Origin of the sequence: Actinoallomurus soli (assembly GCF_024055715.1) — a bacterium.
GTDB lineage: Bacteria > Actinomycetota > Actinomycetes > Streptosporangiales > Streptosporangiaceae > Actinoallomurus > Actinoallomurus soli.
In genome coordinates, this window is the sequence record NZ_JAMXMV010000001.1 from 970165 (window position 1) to 990317 (window position 20153).

Consider the following 20153-nt stretch of genomic DNA (forward strand, 5'->3'; position numbering starts at 1 on the left):
ACCCGTCCCGTACGGGGCGGCGTTCCGGCCGGACCCATGACGCCGACCCTAACGCCCCGCGGCCGGGCGGAACGCTCGGTGCGGACCGCGGACCTCGCCGCGGTCCGCCGTTCTTCGCACGGTTCGCGACCCCGGTCACCGGGCGTCCGGCACGCCGTTCCCGGAGCCCGGCGGCGCGGCCGAGACCGGGCGGGCGTCACGGAAGCCGTGCCTACGGGCGGCGAGCACCACGAGCAGGACGGGCGCCAGCAGGACGAGGACGCTCCGGGGGAACGACGCCGGGCCGAACCGGGCGAGCAGGACGCCGCCGACGACTCCGCCACCGGCCATGGCGACGTTCCACAGGGTGACCAGCATCGCCTGCGCCGCGTCACCCCGCACACCTCCCGCCTCGCCCGCCGCGGTCTGCAGGAGGGTCGGGACCCCGCCCCAGCCGAGACCCCACAGGGCGATCGCCGCGTACACCGGCGCGGGACTATCCGCGAACAGCGCCAGTACGGCGGCCGCCGCCGCGACCAGGAGCGTGGCGGCGAGGGCGAGGGTGCGCAGCCGGCGGTGGATGTGGACGCCGACGACCCAGATGCTCACCAGCGACGCGACGCCGAAGACGAGAAGCACGGAGCCGGCCGAGCCCCCCATCCCGTACCGGTCCAGGAACGTGGCGATGTAGGCGTAGAGGATCGTGTGGGCCAGCACGAACACCAGCGTCACGACCAGGACCGGCGCCACGCCGGGAACGCGGAGCGCGCCGAGGATCGGTGTCCGGTCGCTCCGCCGTGCGCCGGGATGATCGGGGACCGACGCGATGATCCACGCGATGAGGACGGCGGTCAGCGCGGTCATGCTCCAGAACGCCGTCCGCCAGCCCAGCGCCTTCCCGACGAAGGTCCCGGCGGGCACTCCCAGCGACAGGGCGACCGGGATTCCGGCCATGGCGACGGCCATCGCCCGGCCCTGGAGGCGGGCGGGGGCCAGCCGGCGCGCGTACCCGGCCAGCAGCGCCCACGCGAGGCCCGCCGCCACCCCCGCCACGAAGCGGGCCGCCAGGGTGAGGGGGTAACTCGTCGAGACGGCCGTGACCGTGTTCGCGACGCCGAATCCCGTCATCGCGGTCAGCAGGAGACGCTTGCGCCGCCACCCCGCGGTCGCCGAGGTCAGGGGGATCGCGGTCACCGCCGTGGCGAGCGCGTAGACCGTCACCAGTTGCCCGGCGGCGGACTCGCCGACGCCGAGGTCCGCGCCGATGCCGGGGAGCAGGCCGGCGGGCAGCGTCTCCGTGAGGCTGGTGATGAACACGGCCGTCGCCAGCGCGAGCAGCGGGGACAGGGGGAGCCGCCGGCCCTCGGCGGCCGGATCGACGGACCGGGCTGTGCCATGAAGGATCATGGCCGTATGCTCAAACCCTCACACTGATGTGACGGTCAACTCGGGATCATGTGAGGTGGCGCACATGCGCATCGGGGAGTTGGCGGAGCGCACGGGCACGTCGAGGCGGCTGCTGCGCTACTACGAGGAGCAGGGGCTGATCGTCTCCGAGCGCTGCGCGAACGGCTACCGCGACTATGATCCGCGTTTCGTCGACCGGGTGCTGCAGATCCGGGGGCTCCTGGACGCCGGGCTGCCGACGCGGATCATCAAGCAGATCCTTCCCTGCCTCGACGAGCCGAGGTCCATCCACTTCCCGGACGCGACCCCGGAGATGCTCGCGACGCTGGAACGCGAACGCGACCGGATGACCGAGCGCATCGACTGCCTGACCCGCAACCGCGACGCGATCGTCGAATACCTCGAGGTCGTACGCGGCTGCGCCCTTCCCGCCGCCGACGTGCCATCCTGACCGGCACCGCCATGCTCCGCCGCCCGGCGCCGGCGCTCGGGGCATGGCGGGCGGCCCGGAACATCTCCCCTGATCACTGGCAGTCGGTGACGATAGAGAGCAGTGACGGCCAGTGATCAAGCCGGCCGCCCGGCCGACGCCCGTCTCAGGGCCCTGTCACGTGCCACGAGAGTGTCAGTAGAAGTGCCACGAGAGCCTCAGTGACCTGGGTCACTCGGTCTTCGGGTCCAGTAGCAGGGTGTCGTGGAGATTGACCGGGATGTTCAGGCTGAAGGCGACCTCGGGGATCAGCTTGATCTGTGTCGGCTGGCCGTGGGCGTCGATGTGGCAGGTGATGTAGCTGGCGGCGACGGCGGCGTCGAGGAGTTCTGGGTTGCTGGTCAGGATGTCTTTGATGCGCTGGTGGTCCGGGCGCGGCAACGCGGTCGCGGCGCTGGCCACCAAGGGCATCGAGGCCACCGGCATCGATATCTCACCCGCCCAGTGCGAACGCGCCCGCCGTTGCTGGGGGCACCTGCCCGGCGTCCGCTACATCGACGCCGACGTCGTGGACTACCTCACCGCGGCCGAGCAGCGGTGGGAGGCGATCTACTCGATCTGGGGCGCGGTGTGGTTCACCGACCCGGCCCGGCTGTTCCCCCCGAGACCGACCACGTCGGCACGCTCATCGTCGAAGCCGCCAAGTGAGCGACGCGGCTTAGGCCGTCCAGTCGTAGTCTTCGGCGGCCCAGGCCCGGTCATCGCTGCGGTCGGGATCAGGCAGCAGCTCGGCCAGCTCCAGCTCGTCCAGATCGGTGGGTTCGAGCGCCACGGCGATGTTCCTTCCCCGCGATCGTGCCGGTGATGATCGTGCCAGACGCAGGGCCAGGCGCGCGGCTGCCCCAGGACCGACACTCACTGCGCTGATCAAGTAGACCGGTGATCAGGGCTGATGCCGTCGTCGATGCTCGCGTCGAGGTCGCCGTTGTCGACGAGAGCGGGAAGTGACGTGAGCGGCGCAGGATAGGCGTCGTTTCCCCCGGCGTCCCCCGTCCTTGCTTACCGGAGCCAAGGGCGGGGGATCTCACATGTCGGGCGCGATCAGCGCCGGCGAACGACGAGGGGCTGGTCGACCACGCCGACCCGGCCGTCCGGGTCCGAGAGGGTGCCGTGGGTGAGGCCGATACCGTCGTCGGCCAGCTCGGTCCGGCAGTCCATGTGCACCCATTCGCCGTCGGAGTGGCGCAGCAGCCGAGCAGTGACGGCCATGCCACTCGTCCGGATCCTGCGGAACCGGCGGCGGCGGGACCTGTTCGGTCTCCACCGGGGGAGTCGGGCCGGTCGCGATGTGCCAGGCGCGGGCGGTCACCGCCGCCCGGCCGTCGACGATCGATTGCGCCTCGGTGAGACGGACCTGCCGGCCGGGCCGCCGCGGGGCTTGAGCGACAACCACTCGGTCAGCGGCGTTAGCGAGCCGTCGAACGCGGAGTTACGCAGACCGGAGTGACCTGGCCTGTCACCGACCCACCCCCAGCCTCAATCCGACGACGGCGACCGACACGCACGTCTCCACACCGTTCTTGTCCGGTCTGCTGTGGCTAGACTTTTGCCAGTCAATTGGCCCGAGCTCTTCAGGTAGGGCCCCGGCATTCTGCCAACCGGCCGCAGAGAAACTGGGACCGCCGTTGCCAGAATCGTACTGTTGGGGGGCATAGCCCTGGGTGACAAAGACGGGATAGTTGCTGCGGATGGGTCGGAACTGCGGGTCAAACTCGACAGATTGGAACAGTTCTCCTTCGTAGAGCGGGCGGTGACTGACTCGCCCCCACTGCGCGTCGACCCAGTAGACCGTGCCTTGGTAGTTCAAGCCAACGACGGCATGCGCGGTAGCGGCGACGAACTGCTCGCGAGCGGCCCCTGAGGGCCGGAAGAAGACCAGGGCAGAGGACCCGTGACCATGCGCGCGCAAATGACCGGCTATCGCCTCCCACGCTTCGTTGGCCCCTACCCGCCGACCCGCAGTGTCTTCGGGTGCGCGAAGCTGAGCGCCGAGCCACGTGCTGGTCCAGAGGATCCCATCCGTCTCCGTCACGGGCGCCCCGTCTTGGCCGACGGAGACGGGTGCGGCCACCGTCGGCCTCCCCGCCCAGCTCTCCAGCACACTTCGCGCCACATCGACGCAATTGGCTCTGTAGCCGACGTTCGTCAAATTACCGTTGATTGCCTGTATCCAGTCGCTGGACCCCGAAGCAGTGAAGAACGTGTTATGGATTTCGCGTCGGTTCAGCCATCGTATCCCTCCAGCCATGGAGTACGCGGTGCTACGCGGATCGGGGAATTGGCGGAACGCGCCACGGCTGTCTCGTGGAAAAACGCGCTCCAGCCGCTCCTGAGCCCCCTCCTCGGGGTAGCCCAACTGACCGGGCGTATACCCGTACTGACGGGCCAAAGCCAGCGGCGGCCAAGGCACCGGAACCGGGACCTCGGCCTCGGCGGCGGTATCCAATCTAGACGAACGACGCTGGCGTCTTGGTGCCCCGATGCGGGGGTTGGCCGGGTCGAGCATGGCCCGGGCGGCTGAATCTGACTCCCGTGTGGTGGCCCAGTCCGGAATGATCACCTGGCGGTGGGGGTCGATGGACAGGACGCGGGAGTTGATGGGCGGGCCGAGCACGGTGGCCAGCAAGGTGGCCGACTCGGCGAGCCGGCCGGCCGGTGCGGCGGCGGTGTCCAGGGGGTCGATGGTGGTGGCCTGGCCCGGTTGGGCGGGGTTGATGAGAACCACGCCGTCCTCGGTATGGACGAAGGCAGCGACGTGGCGCAGATCGAGGGCGTCACCGGACCCGGACTGTTCGTTGACCACGACCATGGTGGTGCCCGGCTCACTGGTGCCTAGGGCGATGATAAGGGTCCGCCAGTCATCGAGGCGCCCCCACGCCGCGGCCGGCTGGCCAAGACCACGCCGGGCATCGTCGCCCGCCTCGATCAGACCGTCATCACGGGTGAGCCCGCTGGTGATCCCACCCACGACCTGGCGGGCAGCGCCGGTGGTGAACGAGGGGCCGTAGAAGGCGCCGATGATGTGTTCGATCACCGCGAGGCAGTACTGGCCCATCTCCGGTCCCGGAACCGGCCCCGCAAAACCCGCCTCCGAACGCATCGCGGCCACACCCGCCGCGGTGCCATCACCGACCACCCGCTCCAACTGTTGCAACGACACCCGTACCTGGCCCCTGCCCGCGCCATCCACCGCCGCCTCCCCAGCGGATCGTGCCGTGGCGGGCGTGGAGGCCTCTGCCGCGGTGGCCCTGCCGGTATCGCCGCGGTCCAGATGACCGCCACCGCCACCGGTGCCGCTGCGGCTGCTCGAAGCCCACTCGCCGCCGTCTTCGTCGCGGGCGATGTCAGGGGCCGGCCGACGGGGGCCCGTGGCGGCCGGCGGACCGGTCCATGACGCCGACGCCTCGTGCAGTCGGGCTCGAAGGGCCGGATCGGCGGTGTCCTCGAGCGTCCGGCGTAGCCCGCGGACCACCGCGTCGGATACGTCGTCGACCCTGTTGACCTGAAAGTCATACCCGGACTCGGACCCCGTCTGCGCCCCCGCCGGCCGGTGGACGAACCACCGAAACCCGTCCCGGTTTTCTATTGCGTAGCCGGGGCCGAGTTGGGTGAGGAGCTCGTTATCTCCCACTCCGCGGAAGGAGGGGTGGAAGTCATCGATCATGAACCGGACGACGCCTATTCCCGGATTGGCTCTCTGGAGTCTGTCCCGCAGTCTTTGCAGGTCCGATTCGTTTGCGGCGCGAGCATCAGCGGCGCTGGGCGGCTGGAGGGTGCGGGCCGCGGCAGGGCCCGTAAAAGCGGAGGGCCCGGTATTGCCCGCCAGCCGCTGTGTCTGCGCCCCCGCCGGCCGGTGGACGAACCACATCTCCGTGTCCCGGTTTTCCGTTGCGTAGCCGGGGCCGAGTTGGGCGAGGATCTCAGCGTCTGAGTCAGCGGGGACGCTGGGGTAGTCGGATACGAGCCTGCCCCGGGTGATGCCGCCCGTCCGCTGGATGTCTTCCCGTAGCCTTCGCAGGTCCGACTCGTATGCGGCGCGAGCATCAGCGGCGCCGGGCCGGGTCCGCTGTTGACGCCTGGCTGGTGAGGCGGGGGTGCTGGGCGGCTCCCACGTCAGGCCGTCGTCGAAACTCCCCATCCATGGCATTCCGACGTGGGGGTCGGTGGGGTCGGTCAGGGCCTGAGCGGTCGATTCCGATGCCGGGGTGGCCTGGCCGAGTGGGTGGATTACCTGGCCGCCAGGGTTCTGGAAGTACGCGCGGGCATCGATCAGCGGCAGCCCGTCTCGTGTAACGAGGCCGTCTGGTGCACTGAGCCAGTCGGTCACGTTCTGGGTGCCGATGACGCTGGTGTAGCCCTCGCTTCGGTTTTGGTCGGGGTTGATCAGAACCAGGCCCTGGTCGTGGGTGTTGATCAGGGCGATGCCGTGGCCGAGCCGGTTGGGGCGGCCGAACCGGATGTAGGCGCGCGCGCCGGCCCCGGCCTTGGTCAAAGAAGCGACCACATCCGCCCACGCGGTGACGCGTGGCCACCGCAGGGCCGAGGCCATGTCCGGAAGCGGTCGTGCCGGGGACCAGCGGTGCGACAGGCCGGTGAGCAGCGTCCAGCAGTACCGGCTGCCCCACTCCGGCCCGGGTACCGGGCCCAGACCGTCGAGCCGGTCCTTCTCGGCTTTCTTGGCCGATTTCGCGGCCGCGCCGGCATCGTGTTCGACCTGCTCCGCCGACAACACGCCACCGGCCGCGGGCAGGTGAACCACCGCGCCACCGGCCGCATCACGCGCTCGACCCGATGCCGGCCCGTGAACCGTCCGATCCGCGGAAATCCCAGCCGGGACGGCGCCGGTATGCGCGGCGGCGCGCGGCCGGCTATGGCGGCCCGCACCCGCTTTACCCCGCCAATCGTTCACCTGTGATGCGGGCACCGATCCAACGGCGGTCGTGTGACCACCGGCATCGACGCTAGCGGCCGTGTCGCCGGTACGGCCGACGCTAATGGCCTGCTCCCAGGCCAGACCGGTAGCTTCCCGAGCCGTGGACCGCCCCGGCGAGCCGGCCGCGGGCCACAAAACCCTCGCCCCCACGCGTTCGCCCGCACCCTGCGTGATCACCCCATCCGACTTCCACCGGATCGCCGGGCTGGCCTGGACACACGCCCCCGTACTACGACTCGACGTGCACCACCGGGCTTGCCGCATACCCAACCCCTCAAGCATCAACACCATTCAGCCAGACCAGCACACACCAGGCTAAAGCCGATTGCACCCACCCCGACGGTATATGAGCCGACGGTCTGGTCCCTTGCCATCACTGGCAGACCTTCACCGACCGCCATCCCGGCACCGCATGAATCAACGCCATGGCCGACGGCGCCCGCCGCTGGGCCGACCACCGAGGCCTCACCATCACCCGATGAACGGGCAAGATCTGCGGACCAACTTCACCTACGTGCCTTACATGGCTGACAGGCCACCAAGCCACTGATGCGATGAAGGAGCGGGGCCTCCGCTCCTGGCGGATGCTGATGTTGTCCGTTCAGTCCGTGGCTCACGGAGGCCCGCTATGGACACACAGTACGACGGCCCACAGATCGTGGGTATGGACCTGCATCGGCGGCGGTCGGTGCTGGTCCGGATGACGCCCGAGGGTGAGCGTCTGGGCAAGGTGCGCATTCTCAACTCGCCGGCGGCGTTCCGGGAGGAGATCGCCAAGGCCGGCGTCCGCCCGAAGGTCGTCTTGGAGGCGACGTACGGCTGGTACTGGGCCGCAGACACCCTCACCGACGCCGGCGCGGAGGTGCACCTGGCCCATCCGCTGGGGGTCAAGGCGTTCACCTACCGGCGGGTGCAAAACGACGAACGCGACGCCGCGGATCTGGCCGACCTGTTGCGGATGGGCCGGCTGCCTGAGGCATGGATCGCTCCGCGCGATGTGCGGGACCTGCGGGAGCTCACCCGCTACCGGGCCAAGCTGGTCGGCAAGCGCACCGGGTACAAGGACATGGTGCACGCCGTGCTGGCCGAACTCGGCATCGCGGCGGCGTGCTCGGACCTGTTCGGCCGGAGCGGCACCGAATGGCTGGATGGCCTCAGGCTCCCGCAGCCCTATGCCGGAAAGGTCGCTTCGCTGCGGACGCTCATCGATGGGTGCACCGGAGAAATCGCCATGCTGGATGAGGTCATCGCCGACCTGCTCGCCGGCCACACCGGCTACAGGGTGATCCAGCAGCTAACGGGAATCGGCCCGGTCCTGGCCGCGGTCATCATCGCCGAGATCGGCGATGTCACCCGCTTCGGCCGGCCGGCCCAGTTGTGCTCCTGGGCCGGATTGACGCCCCGGCACCGCGAATCGGACCTCAAGGTCGCCCGCGGACACATCACCAAGCAGGGCTCGACGATTCTGCGGTGGGCGATGATCGAGGCCGTCCAGCACGCCCGCGCCGGCACCAAGATCCGCGCGGTCAGGGACGGAATCATCGCCCGGCGCGGCCCCGAAGCCCGCAACCTCGCCAAGACCGCGGCCGCCCGCCAGCTACTCACCCTGGTCTTCTACGGCCTGCGCGACGGCCACATCCGCTGCCTGCACACCAACGGTAAGGCCGCCGCGTGAGCCCCGCCGGACGCAGCCTGACGCGAGGTCGCCCGCAGGTCTGTTCGCCACCGGTGCCGATGGCCCGAACGTGCCACTGATTGACCCCGCCAGGCCGCACGTGGAACGCCCCATGCCCCCTCCCACCTGCGGGAGGACCGGGCGAAGGGATGACCGCAGCCGCGAGCCTGCCACCCGATCGGCTGCCCATGGGGCCCACAACTCCACACCCGAGGCTTCCGGGCTCACCAAGCCTCACCGAGGTCGGGGACGGCATCAAGGTCGTTCGTCCAGCAGGGCGCTCCACCTTGACCCCGCCCCCGACCTCGCTGCGCCCAAAATCAGCCCGCCACCACTCGAAGAACGCTCAGCATTAACCAAACCGCCCATTCCTGTCGACTTGACCGGCCCCGCTCCTTCAGGGATGGGGGAAGGTCATGGAGGTCTTGCGCGAAGTCGCCTGGCTCCTACGGGCCGGCGCCGAGGCGGTGGCGGGCCGACGCCGGCGTCGCCTGGCGTCCGTCGCGGTGAGCCGGACCGCCGGCGGGCAGCTGGCCCAGCAGCTGCGGGCGCTGCCGGGCCACTACGCCGACCGGCTGCCCGCCCGTACGACGCGGCGCGTCGAACAGGCCGCGGCCGCCGGGGAATGGGAAGACGCCGTCGAGCAGGCGATCACCGGCTTGGCCTCGCGGGCGGCACCGGTGAGTACGGCCGAACGCGACCAGCTCACCGAGCTCGCCGACGAGCTCGGCCTGTCAGGGGCGCGCACGGCGGACCTGCGCACCGGCGAGATGCCCCGCCCCGACGCCGGTGAGGTGGCGGGGCCGTGGTCGACGTAGCGTCCAGGTCAGGGACGTGACCGATCGGGTACGGCCGCCCAGCTGAGGTCACGCGCGGTCTCGGTCACGTCCCGCCGGGGCTGTTACCCCTCGCGCAGGTCGGTGAGGATCCCATCCAGCATGCGAGTTGCGCGCCGACCAACTGCCCGGCCTCGGTGGCTTCGTAACAGATGGACAGCGGCGGGCCGGGGAAGGTGCGGTGGCCACCCCGGCCGCCGGATCGAGCGGGCGAGCCTCACTGACATTCACCTGTCGCCAGCCACTGACGTTTACCTGTCGGACCCCACTGACAGCTAGCTGTCACTCAACCCGCTACTGACGCTCTCGCGGCAGACCCACTGACACCCTGCGGCACTACCCACTGACGCTCTCATGGCACTTGGCAGGCCCGCTCGCGCACGACGGGTTCAGACGGTGAGGACGAGCTTGCCCTGGAGATGGCCGCCGTCGAGCAGCCGGTGCGCGTCGGCGACGCGCTCGAACGGGAACGTCTCCTGCACGTGGACCCGGAGGCTGCCCTGTTCGACGAGTTCGACGAGACCTCGCAAGGCGACCGGATCGGGCTCGACCCCGATGCCGCTGAAGCGCATGCCGGCCGCCTCGTACCTGGCGGCGAGCTCCGAATCCTCCTCGGCGACCGCCGTCACCAGGTGACCTCCTGGGCGGAGCACTTCGAGCGACCGCTCGACGGTGTCGCCGCCGATCGTGTCGAGCACGACGTCGATGTCGCGGACCGCCTCGGTGAAGTCGACCGCCGTGTAGTCGATCACCTCGTCGGCGCCGAAGCCCTCGACGAACTTCCGCTTGCTCCCGCTGGCGGTCGCGATCACGTGCGCGCCGCGCGCTTTCGCGATCTGGATCGCGACGTGGCCGACCCCGCCGCCACCGCCGTGGATCAGGACGCGGTCACCCTCGGTCACACCGCCGATGTCGACGAGGCCCTGCCACGCCGTCAGCCCGACGACCGGCAGCGCCGACGCCTCGACGTGCGAGAGCGACGCCGGCTTGCGTACCAGGTGCAACGCCGGCGCCGACACGGCCTCGGCGTACGCGTTCGCCGGCCGCGGGAACAGCGGCATCCCGAACACCTCGTCGCCGGGCCTGAACCGCCACGTCTGCGCCTCCTCGACCACGCCGCTGATGTCCCAGCCGAGGATGAACGGCGGCCGGCCGATCAGTGGGAACTCGCCGGCGCGCAGGCGCGCCTCCAGGGGGTTCAACCCGATCGCCTTGACGCGGACGAGGACCTCGGTCGGGAGGGGCCGGGGCTCGGGCGCGTCCACGATGGTGAGCACCTCGGGACCGCCGAGCGTCTGCTGGGTGATGACTCGCATGACTCTCCTACGCTTTGGGGGAGAGGACCCAGGCTAGGTTTCCGATGGGAACCGCCAGGTACCTTTGGCGCCATGAGCGGTTTCGGTCCCGATGCTGTCTTCCTCGCCGACTGCCCGGCGCGTCTGACGGTCGAGCTCCTCGCCGACAAGTGGACGGCGGTCGTGCTCTACGGCCTCAGCGAGGGCCCGGTGCGCCACGGCGAGCTGATCGAGATGATCGGCGGCATCTCCCGCAAGATGCTCACCCAGACGCTCCGACGGCTCGAGGCGCACGGACTCATCAGCCGCCACGCCTACGCCGAGGTGCCGCCCCGCGTCGAGTACGAGCTCACCCCACTCGGGGCCACACTGATCGATCCGATCCACATGCTGACCGAGTGGGCGAGGGCGCACGGCGACGCGGTGCTCGATGCGCTCGACGCCGATCACGAGCCGCTCGCCCACGGCGACTGAGGGCCCGCGCTCGACGCGGTGACGTGATCAGACTCTGATCAGGGAGCCGTGTTCGTCCCGGTCGTCGGCGGTCTCGTCGTCGAACCACACGCCGCCGGTGGCCAGGTAGCGGAACCGGTGCACGCCGGGGGGCAGGGTCACCGAGACGGTGCGCCTGCCGTGGCGCCGCTTGACGAGCTCATGACGGCCGGGCTCCCAGTCGTTGAAGTCGCCGACGACGCTGACGACCCCTTCCGGCCGGTCGGGGGGAAGGCTGAAGGTGACACGGATCTTGCGGCCGAACAGCCGCGAGCGCCTGAGCATCGAATTCCTCGCACAGGGGTGGATCAGAGAGGGGGACTAACAGCATGGCGGGCCCGAAGCCGGACGGCACGGACGACACGGCGTGTAACGCAGAATTCACGCGATCGAGAGGCTGCCGCATCAGAAGGCGCAGGGCAGCCGGCTGATCCCGTTGATGAAGCTGCTGCGCTGCCGGACGGGCGGCGCGGCCGCGTGGATGCCGGGCAACCGGGTGAACAGCTCCCGCAGCAGCACGGTCATCTCGCGGCGGGCGAGGTGCGCGCCGAGGCAGAAGTGCGGGCCGGGACCGCCGAACCCGACATGCGGGTTGGGCGACCGCGTGATGTCGAACTCGTCGGGGCGGTCGAAGACCGCCTCGTCGCGGTTGGCCGAGTTGTAGTAGAGGACGACGCGGTCGCCGGCGCGGTAGGTGTGCCCGAGCAGATCCACGTCGCGGGTGACCGTGCGGCGCATCCAGGTCACCGGCGTGGCGTACCGTACGACCTCCTCGACGGCACCGGGCAGCCGGGCGTCGAGGTCCGCCGTGAGCAGCGCCCGCTGGTCGGGGTGGTCGGTGAACAGCGTCAGGGCGTGGCTCAGCGCCGTACGGGTGGTCTCGTTCCCCGCGATGACGAGGAGCCCGAAGAACTTGCCGAGCTCGCGTTCGGTCAGCGACTCGCCGTCGAGGTTCGCGGTGACGAGGGCGGAGACCAGGTCGTCGGAGGGGCGTTCCCGGCGTTCGGCGGCGAGCTCGCCCATCAGCCCGTGCAGGTAGGCGAACCTCTCGCCGACCATCGAGGTCCGGTCCTGCCCGTCGGGTCCGACGTAGTCCGGGTCGCCGACGCCGATGATGAGGTTGGTGGCGTCGATCACGCCGTCGTACTCCGACTTCGGGATGCCCATCATCGCGCAGATGATCGTGAGCGGCAGGGGCATCGCGACCTCGGTGACGAAGTCGCACGGCCCGCGCTCGGCGAGCCGGTCCACGATGTCCCTGGCGACCAGCGTGACGTCGTCCTCGAACTTCTTGATCATGCGGGGGGTGAAGGCGCGGGAGACGATCCGGCGCAGCCGCGCGTGCCGTGGGTCGTCCATGCTGATCATGGAGCCGACGAACTCGCTCAGCGCGGGCGGCGGGTCGTCGAGGCTGGTGGCGGTCGGCTCGGAGCTGAAGGTCTCCGGGTGCCGGCTGACCTCGATGATCTGCTCATGGCGGGTCAGGGCGAAGTAGCCGTTCACCGTCTGCGCCGCGTCCGGGGCGTAGTCGACGAACACCGGACGCCCGGTGGCCCGCAACGCGGCGAACGCCTGTTCGCGCTCGGCCGGCGGCCGTCCCCAGAAGTCCAGCCGCGCCAGGTCCGCGCCGTGCGTCATCGCTCCTCGCTCCCGGGTCGCCGATCCGTTGACGCCCACCGTAAGCCACTGTTGCCGTCGCTGTCACCGAGCCCGGTGAAGCCCACTTTTTCCGGTCTTCACCAAAAAGGATGTTCGGTTACGCCGACGTCACGGCGATGATCGCTGGCCGCAACGAGGGCTGCGCAGAGTGGTCCGCATGGGACTGAAGATCAGGAAGGGCCGTCCGATCGACCGCGGCGACGCCTCCCACGGCCACGGCAGGCGGACATGGCGGCGCGAGGCCGTCGAGTTCGCGGCGCTGTTCGTGGCGGCGGGCGTCGCGCACCTGTTCTCCACGGCGCTCGGCCATCGCCGGTCGGGCGCCGTCATCCTCGTCGTGCTGGGAGGCGTCCTCTGCGCGATCGTGTCCGCGCACCTCTGGCTGACCCACCGGCGTGACCGTCACGGACGCGCGCCGGGCCATCCCGCGGCGGGAACCGCCGCCCCGGCGGCGCGGCTGTGGCGCGTACGGGCGCGGGTGCGCGAGACGCCCGGACAGCTCGCGGCGCTGGCCGCCGCCACCGCCGCGATCGGCGGCAACATCCTGTCGCTGAGCACCCAGCCCGACACCGACGGAACCGTCGACGAACTCCACGTCCAGCTGCCGGAGCCCGTCACCGCCGAGGCACTGGTCGAGGCGCTCACCGCGGCGGGCGGCCGGGCGGTCCAGGCCCGCCCGGCCACCGTCCGCGAACTCGTCGATCCGGTCGCCCGCGCGCTGCTCCTGGCGTCGTGGGCCGCCGCGGACCCGCATCGGCTGCCGGCCGCCCTGGCGGCTCTGCTGGAGGCCCGTCTCATCCCGGACACCGGCGACCGTGCCGACCGGGCGGCCCGCTCCGACCGGGACACGCTGTCCCTGACCGCTCCGGCCGGCGAACGGATCCGGCTGCACCGGCCCGGCCTGCCGTTCACCGCAACCGAGACCGCACGCGCCCTGGCCCTGCTGGGCCACGCGCGGCGCCCCGCGCCGGCCCGGCCCACCTGAGTGCGGCTCGGCAAGCGTGACGCGGCTTGCTCCGGCACGGCTCGCCTGACGCGCCCCGTGGTGGCCCGGCCCGCCCGGCTCGGGTCCGCCTGGGGCGGCTCGGTCCGCCTGGCGTGGCCCGTGGTGGCCCGGCCAGCCTGGCGTGGCCCATGGTGCCGGGCCTGCCCGGCGCGGCCCGTTGAGGGTCGGCGGGAGCCTGGGGACGAGGGAGGCTCAGAGCAGGCGGGCGATCTCGCCGGACGCGGCGACGACGCGCGGCGCGATGGCGGACTCGTCCCGGGCGCCGATCGTCACCACCCCGACGCTCGCCTGCGCGGGCCGTCCCCTCGCGACGATCGGCGCGGCGACGCCCCACGCGCCGGGCTGCAACTCGCCCTCGGTGACCGCGTATCCCGTCCGGCGCGCCTCCCGTACGATCGGCCGCTCGCCCGGGCGCGGCGGGCGGCCGGCGAGGATGGCGATCCCGGGCGCGCCGCGGTCGACGGCGTGGCGCTTGCCCGCGCGGTACGCGACGTGGAAGTCGGACCCGCGCGGCTCGGCCACGGCGAGCACGACGACCTCCTCCTCGGCGTCCAGCACGCTGATGAACGCCGTCGCGCGGCAGCCGTCGGCCAGCGACTGGAGCGCCCCCTCGGCCGCGGCGCGCAGCCGGTGCTGCACGGCGGCGCCGAGCTCGACGATGCCGAGTCCGAGCGTGTACCGCATCCCGGTGCGGGAGACGAGGCGGTGGTTGCGCAGCGCGGTCAGGTGCCGGGACACGGCATTGCGGTGCACGTCGGCGGCGCGGGCGAGCTCGCTGATCGTCAGCCCGTCGGGGTGGTCCCGGAGGATCTCCAGGAGCCGTAGACCGGTGTCGATGGTCTTCGACCCGGTGGCGGCGGGGGACGGCGGCGCCGCGGAGGCGGAGAAGGGCGGCGCTCCGGGGACCGGGGACGGCGAGCCGGCGCGGGGGCGGCCGGGCGGCGCCGAGCGGTGCGGTCGGTCGGTCATCGGGAGTCGCTCCGTCGTACGGGCGTGTAGCGGACGGGCAGGTGCTTGATCCCGGCGATGAAGTTGGACACCAGCCGCGCGGGAGGCCCGGCGGGCTCCAGGTCCGGCAGGCGCCACAGGAACTCGCGGTAGAAGATCCGCAGCTGCAGGCGGGCGAAGTGCGCCCCCAGGCACACGTGTGGGCCGTCGCCGAACGCGACGTGGTCGTTCGGCCGCCGGGCGATGTCGAACCGGTCCGGATCGGGGAACCTCCGCTCGTCGCGGTTGGCGGAGGCGTGGAACACGACGACCTTGTCCCCGGCGGCGATCGGCCGTCCCGCGAGCACGGTGTCCCGTACGGCCGTGCGCCGGAAGCTCAGCACGGGCGGATGCCAGCGCAGCATCTCGTCGATCGCCGAGTCGAGCAGCTCGGGACGGCCGAGCAGCCGCCGGTGCTGATCGGGGTGGTCGAGGAGCGCCATCACCCCGCCGGGCAGGCCGGAGCGTACGGTGTCGTTGCCGGCGATCACCAGCAGGAAGAAGAACATCGAGAGCTCGGGGTCGCTGAGGCGCCGCCCGTCGACCTCGGCGGTCGCCAGCGCGGTCATCAGGTCGTCCGCCGGGTCCCGGCGCTTGGCGGCGGCGAGTTCGTGCGCGTACTCGAACATGTCGGCCAGCATCGCGGGGGACCGGGGATTCACCGGCCTGCCGTCCGGGCCGCGGGCGGCCTCCGCGTGGTCGGGGTCCTGGTAGCCGATCACCCGGTTGGTCCACGCGAGGATCCGGTCGCGGTCCTCCTCGGGGATGCCGAGCAGGTCGGCGAGGTTCTGGATCGGGTAGTCGTCGGTGACGTCGACCGGCAGGTCGCACGCGCCGCGTTCGGCGATGCCGTCGACGAGGCGGCGCGCCCGGCGCTCGACGTCGGCCGCGAAGCGTTCGACGCGGCGGGGCGTGAACACCTTGGACACGATCCGCCGCAGCCGGCCGTGCTCGGGCGGGTCGAGGTTCAGCATCATCCGCCGGATGAACGGCAGGTCGGCGGGGTCCGGGTCGCGGATCTGCGTCGCCCCGATCCACGAGCTGTACTCGGCGGGGCCGCGCAGCACGTGGACGACATCCGCGTGCCGGGTCACGGCCCAGAATCCCGGCCCGGCTGGCCAGCCGCCGACCTCGTACTCCTCCTGCCAGTGCACCGGGTCCTCGTCGCGGAGCCGGCGGTAGGTCTCGTGCGGGACGCCCCGCGCGTAGACGGCGGGGTCGAACACGTCGAGATCCGCGGCCGGGCCCGACGGGACGGCGGCGGTGTCTCGTTCTTCGGACGGCAACGTGCTCCCTCGATCCTCGGACGGCCGGACCGGTACGGGCGGCCGGAGCGCCGGCGATCCGGACGGTGTTCAGGCGGCCAGGAAACGCTCGATCTCGGCCACCAGCGCGAGCGGCGTCTCGTCCATCGCGTAGTGGCCGGCGTCCTGGAACGTCACCAGCTCGGCGTTCGGGTACCACTCCAGCCAGGTCGCCCGCATGACGTCGGGGGACAGCGCCGGGTCGTGCGCGCCGGCGATGACGAGGACCGGCGTGGCGTTGCCCACCACCTCCTCATGGAAGTCGGTACGGGCCCAGGCGTCCAGGTAGGCGCGGAACGCCGGGACCGTGGAGACGCGCAGCGAGGTGTCCACCATCGCGTCGAGCCAGGCGCCCGGGAGGCGGCCGCCGGTGGTGAGATCGATGATCGCCCGGCGGTTCGCGGGTTCCTCGGCGGCGCCGGAGAACAGCCCCCAGGCCTGGTCGTCGAACGGGACGCCGGAGGCGGGGACCGGCGAGACGCCGACCATCCTGCGGACCCGGCCGGGCGCGTCCAGCATCACCCGCTGCATCGCCGTCCCGCCCATCGAGTGCCCGACCAGCGAGAACTCCTCCCAGCCGAGTTCGTCGGCCAGCGCGATGACGTCACCGGCGATCTCGGTGAGCGTGTGGTCGCCGGCGACGTCGCGGGCCTCGCCGTACCCGCGGTAGTCGGGGAACGCGTACGTGAACGCCTCCCCGTTCAGGTACGGCCGGATCCCGGCGAAGGCGTCGCGGTCGCCGAACCAGCCGTGCAGCGCGATCACCCGATGCGGTCCGGAGCCGCGGAGGGCATGGGGAAGGGCGACGGGAGGCATACCGGGTCCTGTTCTGCCGAAGGCGATGCGGACGGATCAGGGGAGGCGGGCGGCTCCGGGGCGGCGGCCACGATGAGCTCCGGACGGCGGGCGGCGGTCGCCCGATGAGCGCCGCCGGGGTACTCGAGACCGAACCAGACGTACTTGCCGCCGTGGTACCGGACGAAGCCCCACTGGTCGGCCTGGGCGTCGACCAGGAACAGGCCGCGGCCGCACTCGGCGATGAAGTCGGGCGTCCTCCGTACGGGCAGGGTCGGGTCACGGTCGCAGACGGCGAGCCAGACCATGCCGTAGTCGACCCGGACGTTGACCCTGATCTCCTGGTCGCCGGAGGGACCCGGCTCCGCGTGCTGGACGGCGTTGGTCACCAGCTCGCTGGTCAGCTCCGCGATCGTCGCCAGGTCCGCCGGGGGCAGCGAGAGGTTCCAGGAGTCCAGCATCCCCGCGACCCAGCGGCGTGCGATGGAGGGCGCCAGCCGCGAGCCCGGGAGATCGCACCATCCGGACCGGCGGCGTCCGTCCGCGGACCCGGTCGTGGCCGTCACGGCGTCGTTCCCGGGAAGGCCGGAAGGTCGCTGCTCCGGTGAATCGGACAAGGACTCGCGCCCCCCGCCGGTCGGTGCCCGAATAATGGGCGTAGTGAGCAAATTCTGGGCGTACGTTCCGGGAGCATCGAGCGTCGGCGGGCCGATGTCAACGGAAACGGCGGAATGCACGGTAGATCGTTAACGTCGGCAGGTCGCGCCCGCGTACCGTTCCCGTCGCGAACGACGCCGCCCCCGTACGGCACCGGCGGTCGTACGGGGGCGGCGAGGACGATCGGTCCCGCCGGGTGGCCCGGCGGCGCGCGTGATCACGGAGCCGCCGGCTCAGGGGAGCAGGACGCGGCCCAGCTGCGCGTGCCGCTTCGCGACGCCCAGATCGGACGGGCTCAGCGTGCGCAGGCCCGTGGTGGTGACTCCCGTCTTGGCGCCGCGCAGCACCCAGAGGCCGCCCTCCTCGCGGTTCTCGACGGGGGCGCCCGCGGTCAGGTCGGCCCGGCCGTCGCCCGTCAGGTCCGCCAGCGACAGCCCGCCGCCGAACGCGTCGGCCGTCTCCGCGACGCCCGGCACGTGCGCGGAATTCTGGTCGAAGATCTGGGCGCCCTTGACGGTGAGGCCGCCGGCCGCGCCGCGCAGGATCGTGACCGCGCCGGCGTCCTGCACCCGGCCGACGTCCTCGCCGGGCGCGCCGATCGCGACGTCGGCGCGGTGGTCCCCGTCGACGTCGCCCACGGCGAGCACCGTGCCCCAGCCGTCGCGCACCTCCGAGACGCCCGGAACACCGGGGGTGTCCTGGGTGAACTCCTTCGGCGCGCCCAGGCCCGACGGGGTGCCGAGGAAGACGAGGATCCCCTCCGGCGGGTCGGAGCGGTCGCCGTCGCCGCCGCCGGTGGCGGCGATCAGGTCCGCCCGGCCGTCGCCGTTGACGTCGCCGGCGACCGCCGCCCGCCCGACGTCGGAGCCCACCGGGGTCGGGGCGCCGAGGCCGGAGGGCGACCCGCGGCGGAGCTCGGCGCGGTTCTCGACCGGCTCGCCGTCGATCGAGCTGCGCACCAGTACGACCAGGTCGGTGTATCCGTCACCGGTGAAGTCGCCCGCGATCGGGTCGATCGCGGAGACCTCGTCGCCCTTCGTCTGGACGGGGTACGCGGTCGCGGGGACGGTCCGGTCGCGGACGTCGCGGAACAGGACGAGGGCGTTCGTGTCGCCCGACACCGAGGACGCCAGGTCGGTGCCACCGTCATGGTCGAAGTCCCCGACCGCCAGGTACTGGTCGTTCCACGCGCCCGGCCCCGTCAGCGTGGTCGTGCGCGACGTGAGGCCCTTCGCGCCGCCGTAGACGATGACGATCTGCCACGGCCGTCCGGCGGCCGTCACGGCGAGGTCGGCGTACCCGTCGCGGTCGAAGTCGGCGGAGGCGACCGCGCCACCGAACGCGTGGTAGTCGCCGGGCGTGCCGGGGATCCCCGGGCTGTCCTGGGTGAGGACCTGGCGGTGGGTCTTGTCCGGCCCTGTCCTGCCGCCGTAGACGACGGTGACGAAACCGGCCTCCTGCTTGCCGGCCACCGTGCCGCCGGGGCTCGCCGTCACCAGGTCGCGGCGGCCGTCGCCGTTGAAGTCCCCCGCCTTCGCCGGGCCGGCCGAGGCGTGGGCCGGTGTGGCGACCGCCCCCGCCGGCCCGAGCGTGGTCACGACCGCCGCGGCCCCCACCACGGCCGTGGTGCGCATCCTCATGATCGATCCCCTTCGTCGCGGATGTTCGCTCGGAGGACGCCGCAAGATCGCTCCAGGTTCACCTGCTCGTAACATCCGCTGGTGAGGGCCCCCGAGGCGGTGGATAGGGTCGTATCCGCTGGAGTGTCTCGATCGAGGAGGAGCGCGTGGTCCCGCCGAACGCCCCGGAACCGTCCTTCCAGTCGTCCGCCGGTCCCGACCTGTCCGGCCGGCGTGCCCTGGTGACCGGCGCGGCCGGCGGCATCGGCCTGGCGTGCGCCCGGCGGCTGGCGGCCGCCGGAGCCGAGGTCGTCATCGTCGACCTGCGCAAGGAGGAGGCCGCGGCCGCGGCCGAGGAGATCGGCGGCCGGGCGGTCGCCGCGGACCTGTCCGACGCCGCCGCGGTCGAGGCGATCGACTGCGACGTGGACATCCTGGTCAACAACGCGGGACTGCAGCACGTCGCCCCGGTCACCGAGTTCCCGCCGGACGTCTTCGCGCGGATCCAGCGGATCATGGTGGAGGCGCCGTTCCGTCTCGCCCGCCGGGCGCTGCCCGGGATGTACGAACGCGGCTGGGGCCGGATCATCGGGATCTCGTCGGTGCACGGCCGGATCGCCTCGCCGTACAAGGTCGCCTACGTCGCCGCCAAGCACGCCCTGGAGGGGATGACCAAGGTCATCGCGCTGGAGGCCGCCGAGCACGGGGTGACCGCGAACTGCGTCAGCCCGGCGTACGTGCGGACTCCGCTCGTGGAGCATCAGATCGCGGACCAGGCGGCGGCGCACGGGATGGAACCCGACCGGGTCGTGGACGAGGTCATGCTGGCCAGGGCCGCGATCCGGCGGCTGATCGAGCCCGAGGAGGTCGCCGAGATGGTCGCCTACCTCTGCTCGCCGCACGCGTCGATGATCACGGGGGCGTCCCTCACGATGGACGGCGGCTGGACCGCCCATTAGGGGGTCCGGCGCCACCAGGACCCTTGAACGGCCGACGGCGCCCGCGTGCGGTCGCGCGAG

At 71.8% G+C, this 20153-nt stretch carries 18 protein-coding genes and 1 pseudogene; 7 read left to right on the plus strand and 12 right to left on the minus strand.

What is annotated here, in order from left to right; genetic code table 11:
• Nucleotides 1–135: 135 nt before the first annotated feature.
• Entirely contained in the window at nucleotides 136–1386 is a 1251-nt protein-coding gene (locus NDW01_RS04400; protein WP_252816779.1) for an MFS transporter, read from the minus strand.
• Nucleotides 1387–1450: 64 nt separating this feature from the next.
• On the opposite strand from NDW01_RS04400, the gene NDW01_RS04405 reads away from it, so the two are divergent.
• Nucleotides 1451–1837 carry a MerR family transcriptional regulator gene (locus NDW01_RS04405; RefSeq protein WP_252816781.1) on the plus strand — a complete coding sequence of 129 codons (387 nt, stop codon included), beginning with the start codon at nucleotides 1451–1453 and terminating at the stop codon, nucleotides 1835–1837.
• Between the two features lie 210 nt (nucleotides 1838–2047).
• Here NDW01_RS04405 and NDW01_RS04410 read toward each other — a convergent pair whose 3' ends face one another.
• Nucleotides 2048–2302: a hypothetical protein gene (locus NDW01_RS04410; protein ID WP_252817402.1), complete on the minus strand. Its 255-nt coding sequence runs from the start codon at nucleotides 2300–2302 to the stop codon at nucleotides 2048–2050.
• Here NDW01_RS04410 and NDW01_RS43700 point away from each other — a divergent pair.
• Nucleotides 2232–2414: pseudogene (locus tag NDW01_RS43700) on the plus strand (methyltransferase domain-containing protein); the annotation flags it as partial. The gene NDW01_RS04410 and the pseudogene NDW01_RS43700 sit on opposite strands and share 71 nt — an antisense overlap.
• Nucleotides 2415–2917: 503 nt before the next feature.
• Here NDW01_RS43700 and NDW01_RS04420 read toward each other — a convergent pair.
• Both NDW01_RS04420 and NDW01_RS04425 read right to left on the minus strand, forming a co-directional pair.
• Nucleotides 2918–3085 (minus strand): thioesterase family protein, encoded by a 168-nt coding sequence (locus tag NDW01_RS04420; RefSeq protein ID WP_252779048.1) that lies wholly within the window; start codon nucleotides 3083–3085, stop codon nucleotides 2918–2920.
• 247 nt (nucleotides 3086–3332) lie between these two features.
• Nucleotides 3333–6635 (minus strand): toxin glutamine deamidase domain-containing protein, encoded by a 3303-nt coding sequence (locus NDW01_RS04425; protein WP_252816783.1) that lies wholly within the window; start codon nucleotides 6633–6635, stop codon nucleotides 3333–3335.
• A gap of 802 nt (nucleotides 6636–7437) precedes the next feature.
• Between NDW01_RS04425 and NDW01_RS04430 the strand changes: the two genes are divergently transcribed.
• Both NDW01_RS04430 and NDW01_RS04435 read left to right on the plus strand, forming a co-directional pair.
• Nucleotides 7438–8484 carry an IS110 family RNA-guided transposase gene (locus NDW01_RS04430; RefSeq protein ID WP_252816785.1) on the plus strand — a complete coding sequence of 349 codons (1047 nt, stop codon included), beginning with the start codon at nucleotides 7438–7440 and terminating at the stop codon, nucleotides 8482–8484.
• A 416-nt stretch (nucleotides 8485–8900) separates the two neighbouring features.
• Nucleotides 8901–9302 carry a hypothetical protein gene (locus tag NDW01_RS04435; protein ID WP_252816787.1) on the plus strand — a complete coding sequence of 134 codons (402 nt, stop codon included), beginning with the start codon at nucleotides 8901–8903 and terminating at the stop codon, nucleotides 9300–9302.
• 407 nt (nucleotides 9303–9709) lie between these two features.
• Here NDW01_RS04435 and NDW01_RS04440 read toward each other — a convergent pair whose 3' ends face one another.
• Nucleotides 9710–10636, minus strand: a complete 927-nt coding sequence (locus NDW01_RS04440) for an NADP-dependent oxidoreductase (RefSeq protein WP_252816789.1) — start codon at nucleotides 10634–10636, stop codon at nucleotides 9710–9712.
• A gap of 72 nt (nucleotides 10637–10708) precedes the next feature.
• Here NDW01_RS04440 and NDW01_RS04445 point away from each other — a divergent pair, with 72 nt between their 5' ends.
• Nucleotides 10709–11089 carry a winged helix-turn-helix transcriptional regulator gene (locus tag NDW01_RS04445; protein WP_252816791.1) on the plus strand — a complete coding sequence of 127 codons (381 nt, stop codon included), beginning with the start codon at nucleotides 10709–10711 and terminating at the stop codon, nucleotides 11087–11089.
• A 27-nt stretch (nucleotides 11090–11116) separates the two neighbouring features.
• Here the strand turns inward: NDW01_RS04445 and NDW01_RS04450 are convergent, their stop codons facing one another.
• Together NDW01_RS04450 and NDW01_RS04455 are read right to left on the minus strand one after the other, a co-directional pair.
• The gene (locus NDW01_RS04450) at nucleotides 11117–11392 is read right to left on the minus strand and encodes an isoamylase early set domain-containing protein (RefSeq protein WP_252816793.1); all 276 of its coding nucleotides are present in this window, start codon (nucleotides 11390–11392) and stop codon (nucleotides 11117–11119) included.
• A gap of 120 nt (nucleotides 11393–11512) precedes the next feature.
• Nucleotides 11513–12745, minus strand: coding sequence for a cytochrome P450 (locus NDW01_RS04455; protein ID WP_252816796.1), 1233 nt, complete (start codon nucleotides 12743–12745; stop codon nucleotides 11513–11515).
• A 178-nt stretch (nucleotides 12746–12923) separates the two neighbouring features.
• Between NDW01_RS04455 and NDW01_RS04460 the strand changes: the two genes are divergently transcribed.
• Nucleotides 12924–13751, plus strand: a complete 828-nt coding sequence (locus tag NDW01_RS04460) for a hypothetical protein (protein ID WP_252816798.1) — start codon at nucleotides 12924–12926, stop codon at nucleotides 13749–13751.
• 213 nt (nucleotides 13752–13964) lie between these two features.
• Here NDW01_RS04460 and NDW01_RS04465 read toward each other — a convergent pair whose 3' ends face one another.
• From NDW01_RS04465 to NDW01_RS04485, 5 genes are all read right to left on the minus strand, one after another.
• Entirely contained in the window at nucleotides 13965–14741 is a 777-nt protein-coding gene (locus NDW01_RS04465) for an IclR family transcriptional regulator (RefSeq protein WP_252816800.1), read from the minus strand.
• Nucleotides 14738–16045, minus strand: coding sequence for a cytochrome P450 (locus NDW01_RS04470; RefSeq protein WP_252816802.1), 1308 nt, complete (start codon nucleotides 16043–16045; stop codon nucleotides 14738–14740). Before NDW01_RS04470 ends, NDW01_RS04465 begins: the two co-directional genes overlap by 4 nt.
• Before the next feature lie 69 nt (nucleotides 16046–16114).
• Nucleotides 16115–16828, minus strand: coding sequence for an alpha/beta fold hydrolase (locus NDW01_RS04475; RefSeq protein WP_252816804.1), 714 nt, complete (start codon nucleotides 16826–16828; stop codon nucleotides 16115–16117).
• Nucleotides 16825–17424 (minus strand): ATP-binding protein, encoded by a 600-nt coding sequence (locus tag NDW01_RS04480; protein WP_252816805.1) that lies wholly within the window; start codon nucleotides 17422–17424, stop codon nucleotides 16825–16827. The genes NDW01_RS04475 and NDW01_RS04480 overlap by 4 nt, the downstream gene beginning before the upstream one ends.
• A 324-nt stretch (nucleotides 17425–17748) precedes the next feature.
• Complete coding sequence (locus NDW01_RS04485; protein ID WP_252816806.1) at nucleotides 17749–19155, minus strand: FG-GAP and VCBS repeat-containing protein; 1407 nt, start codon at nucleotides 19153–19155, stop codon at nucleotides 17749–17751.
• A gap of 146 nt (nucleotides 19156–19301) precedes the next feature.
• Here NDW01_RS04485 and NDW01_RS04490 point away from each other — a divergent pair, with 146 nt between their 5' ends.
• On the plus strand, nucleotides 19302–20093 hold the full coding sequence (locus NDW01_RS04490) for a 3-hydroxybutyrate dehydrogenase (protein ID WP_252816807.1): 792 nt from the start codon (nucleotides 19302–19304) through the stop codon (nucleotides 20091–20093).
• The last annotated feature ends 60 nt before the right edge of the window (nucleotides 20094–20153 follow it).

What these genes read in the sequence shown, in the direction of transcription:
- NDW01_RS04410 (WP_252817402.1), bottom strand. Translation starts at nt 2,302, where the DNA reads ATGCCGGTGGCCTCGATGCCCTTGGTGGCCAGCGCCGCGACCGCGTTG.
- NDW01_RS04450 (WP_252816793.1), bottom strand. Translation starts at nt 11,392, where the DNA reads ATGCTCAGGCGCTCGCGGCTGTTCGGCCGCAAGATCCGTGTCACCTTC.
- NDW01_RS04420 (WP_252779048.1), bottom strand. Translation starts at nt 3,085, where the DNA reads ATGGCCGTCACTGCTCGGCTGCTGCGCCACTCCGACGGCGAATGGGTG.
- NDW01_RS04455 (WP_252816796.1), bottom strand. Translation starts at nt 12,745, where the DNA reads ATGACGCACGGCGCGGACCTGGCGCGGCTGGACTTCTGGGGACGGCCG.
- NDW01_RS04435 (WP_252816787.1), top strand. Translation starts at nt 8,901, where the DNA reads ATGGAGGTCTTGCGCGAAGTCGCCTGGCTCCTACGGGCCGGCGCCGAG.
- NDW01_RS04445 (WP_252816791.1), top strand. Translation starts at nt 10,709, where the DNA reads ATGAGCGGTTTCGGTCCCGATGCTGTCTTCCTCGCCGACTGCCCGGCG.
- NDW01_RS04430 (WP_252816785.1), top strand. Translation starts at nt 7,438, where the DNA reads ATGGACACACAGTACGACGGCCCACAGATCGTGGGTATGGACCTGCAT.
- NDW01_RS04400 (WP_252816779.1), bottom strand. Translation starts at nt 1,386, where the DNA reads ATGATCCTTCATGGCACAGCCCGGTCCGTCGATCCGGCCGCCGAGGGC.
- NDW01_RS04465 (WP_252816800.1), bottom strand. Translation starts at nt 14,741, where the DNA reads ATGACCGACCGACCGCACCGCTCGGCGCCGCCCGGCCGCCCCCGCGCC.
- NDW01_RS04485 (WP_252816806.1), bottom strand. Translation starts at nt 19,155, where the DNA reads ATGAGGATGCGCACCACGGCCGTGGTGGGGGCCGCGGCGGTCGTGACC.
- NDW01_RS04405 (WP_252816781.1), top strand. Translation starts at nt 1,451, where the DNA reads ATGCGCATCGGGGAGTTGGCGGAGCGCACGGGCACGTCGAGGCGGCTG.
- NDW01_RS04440 (WP_252816789.1), bottom strand. Translation starts at nt 10,636, where the DNA reads ATGCGAGTCATCACCCAGCAGACGCTCGGCGGTCCCGAGGTGCTCACC.
- NDW01_RS04460 (WP_252816798.1), top strand. Translation starts at nt 12,924, where the DNA reads ATGGGACTGAAGATCAGGAAGGGCCGTCCGATCGACCGCGGCGACGCC.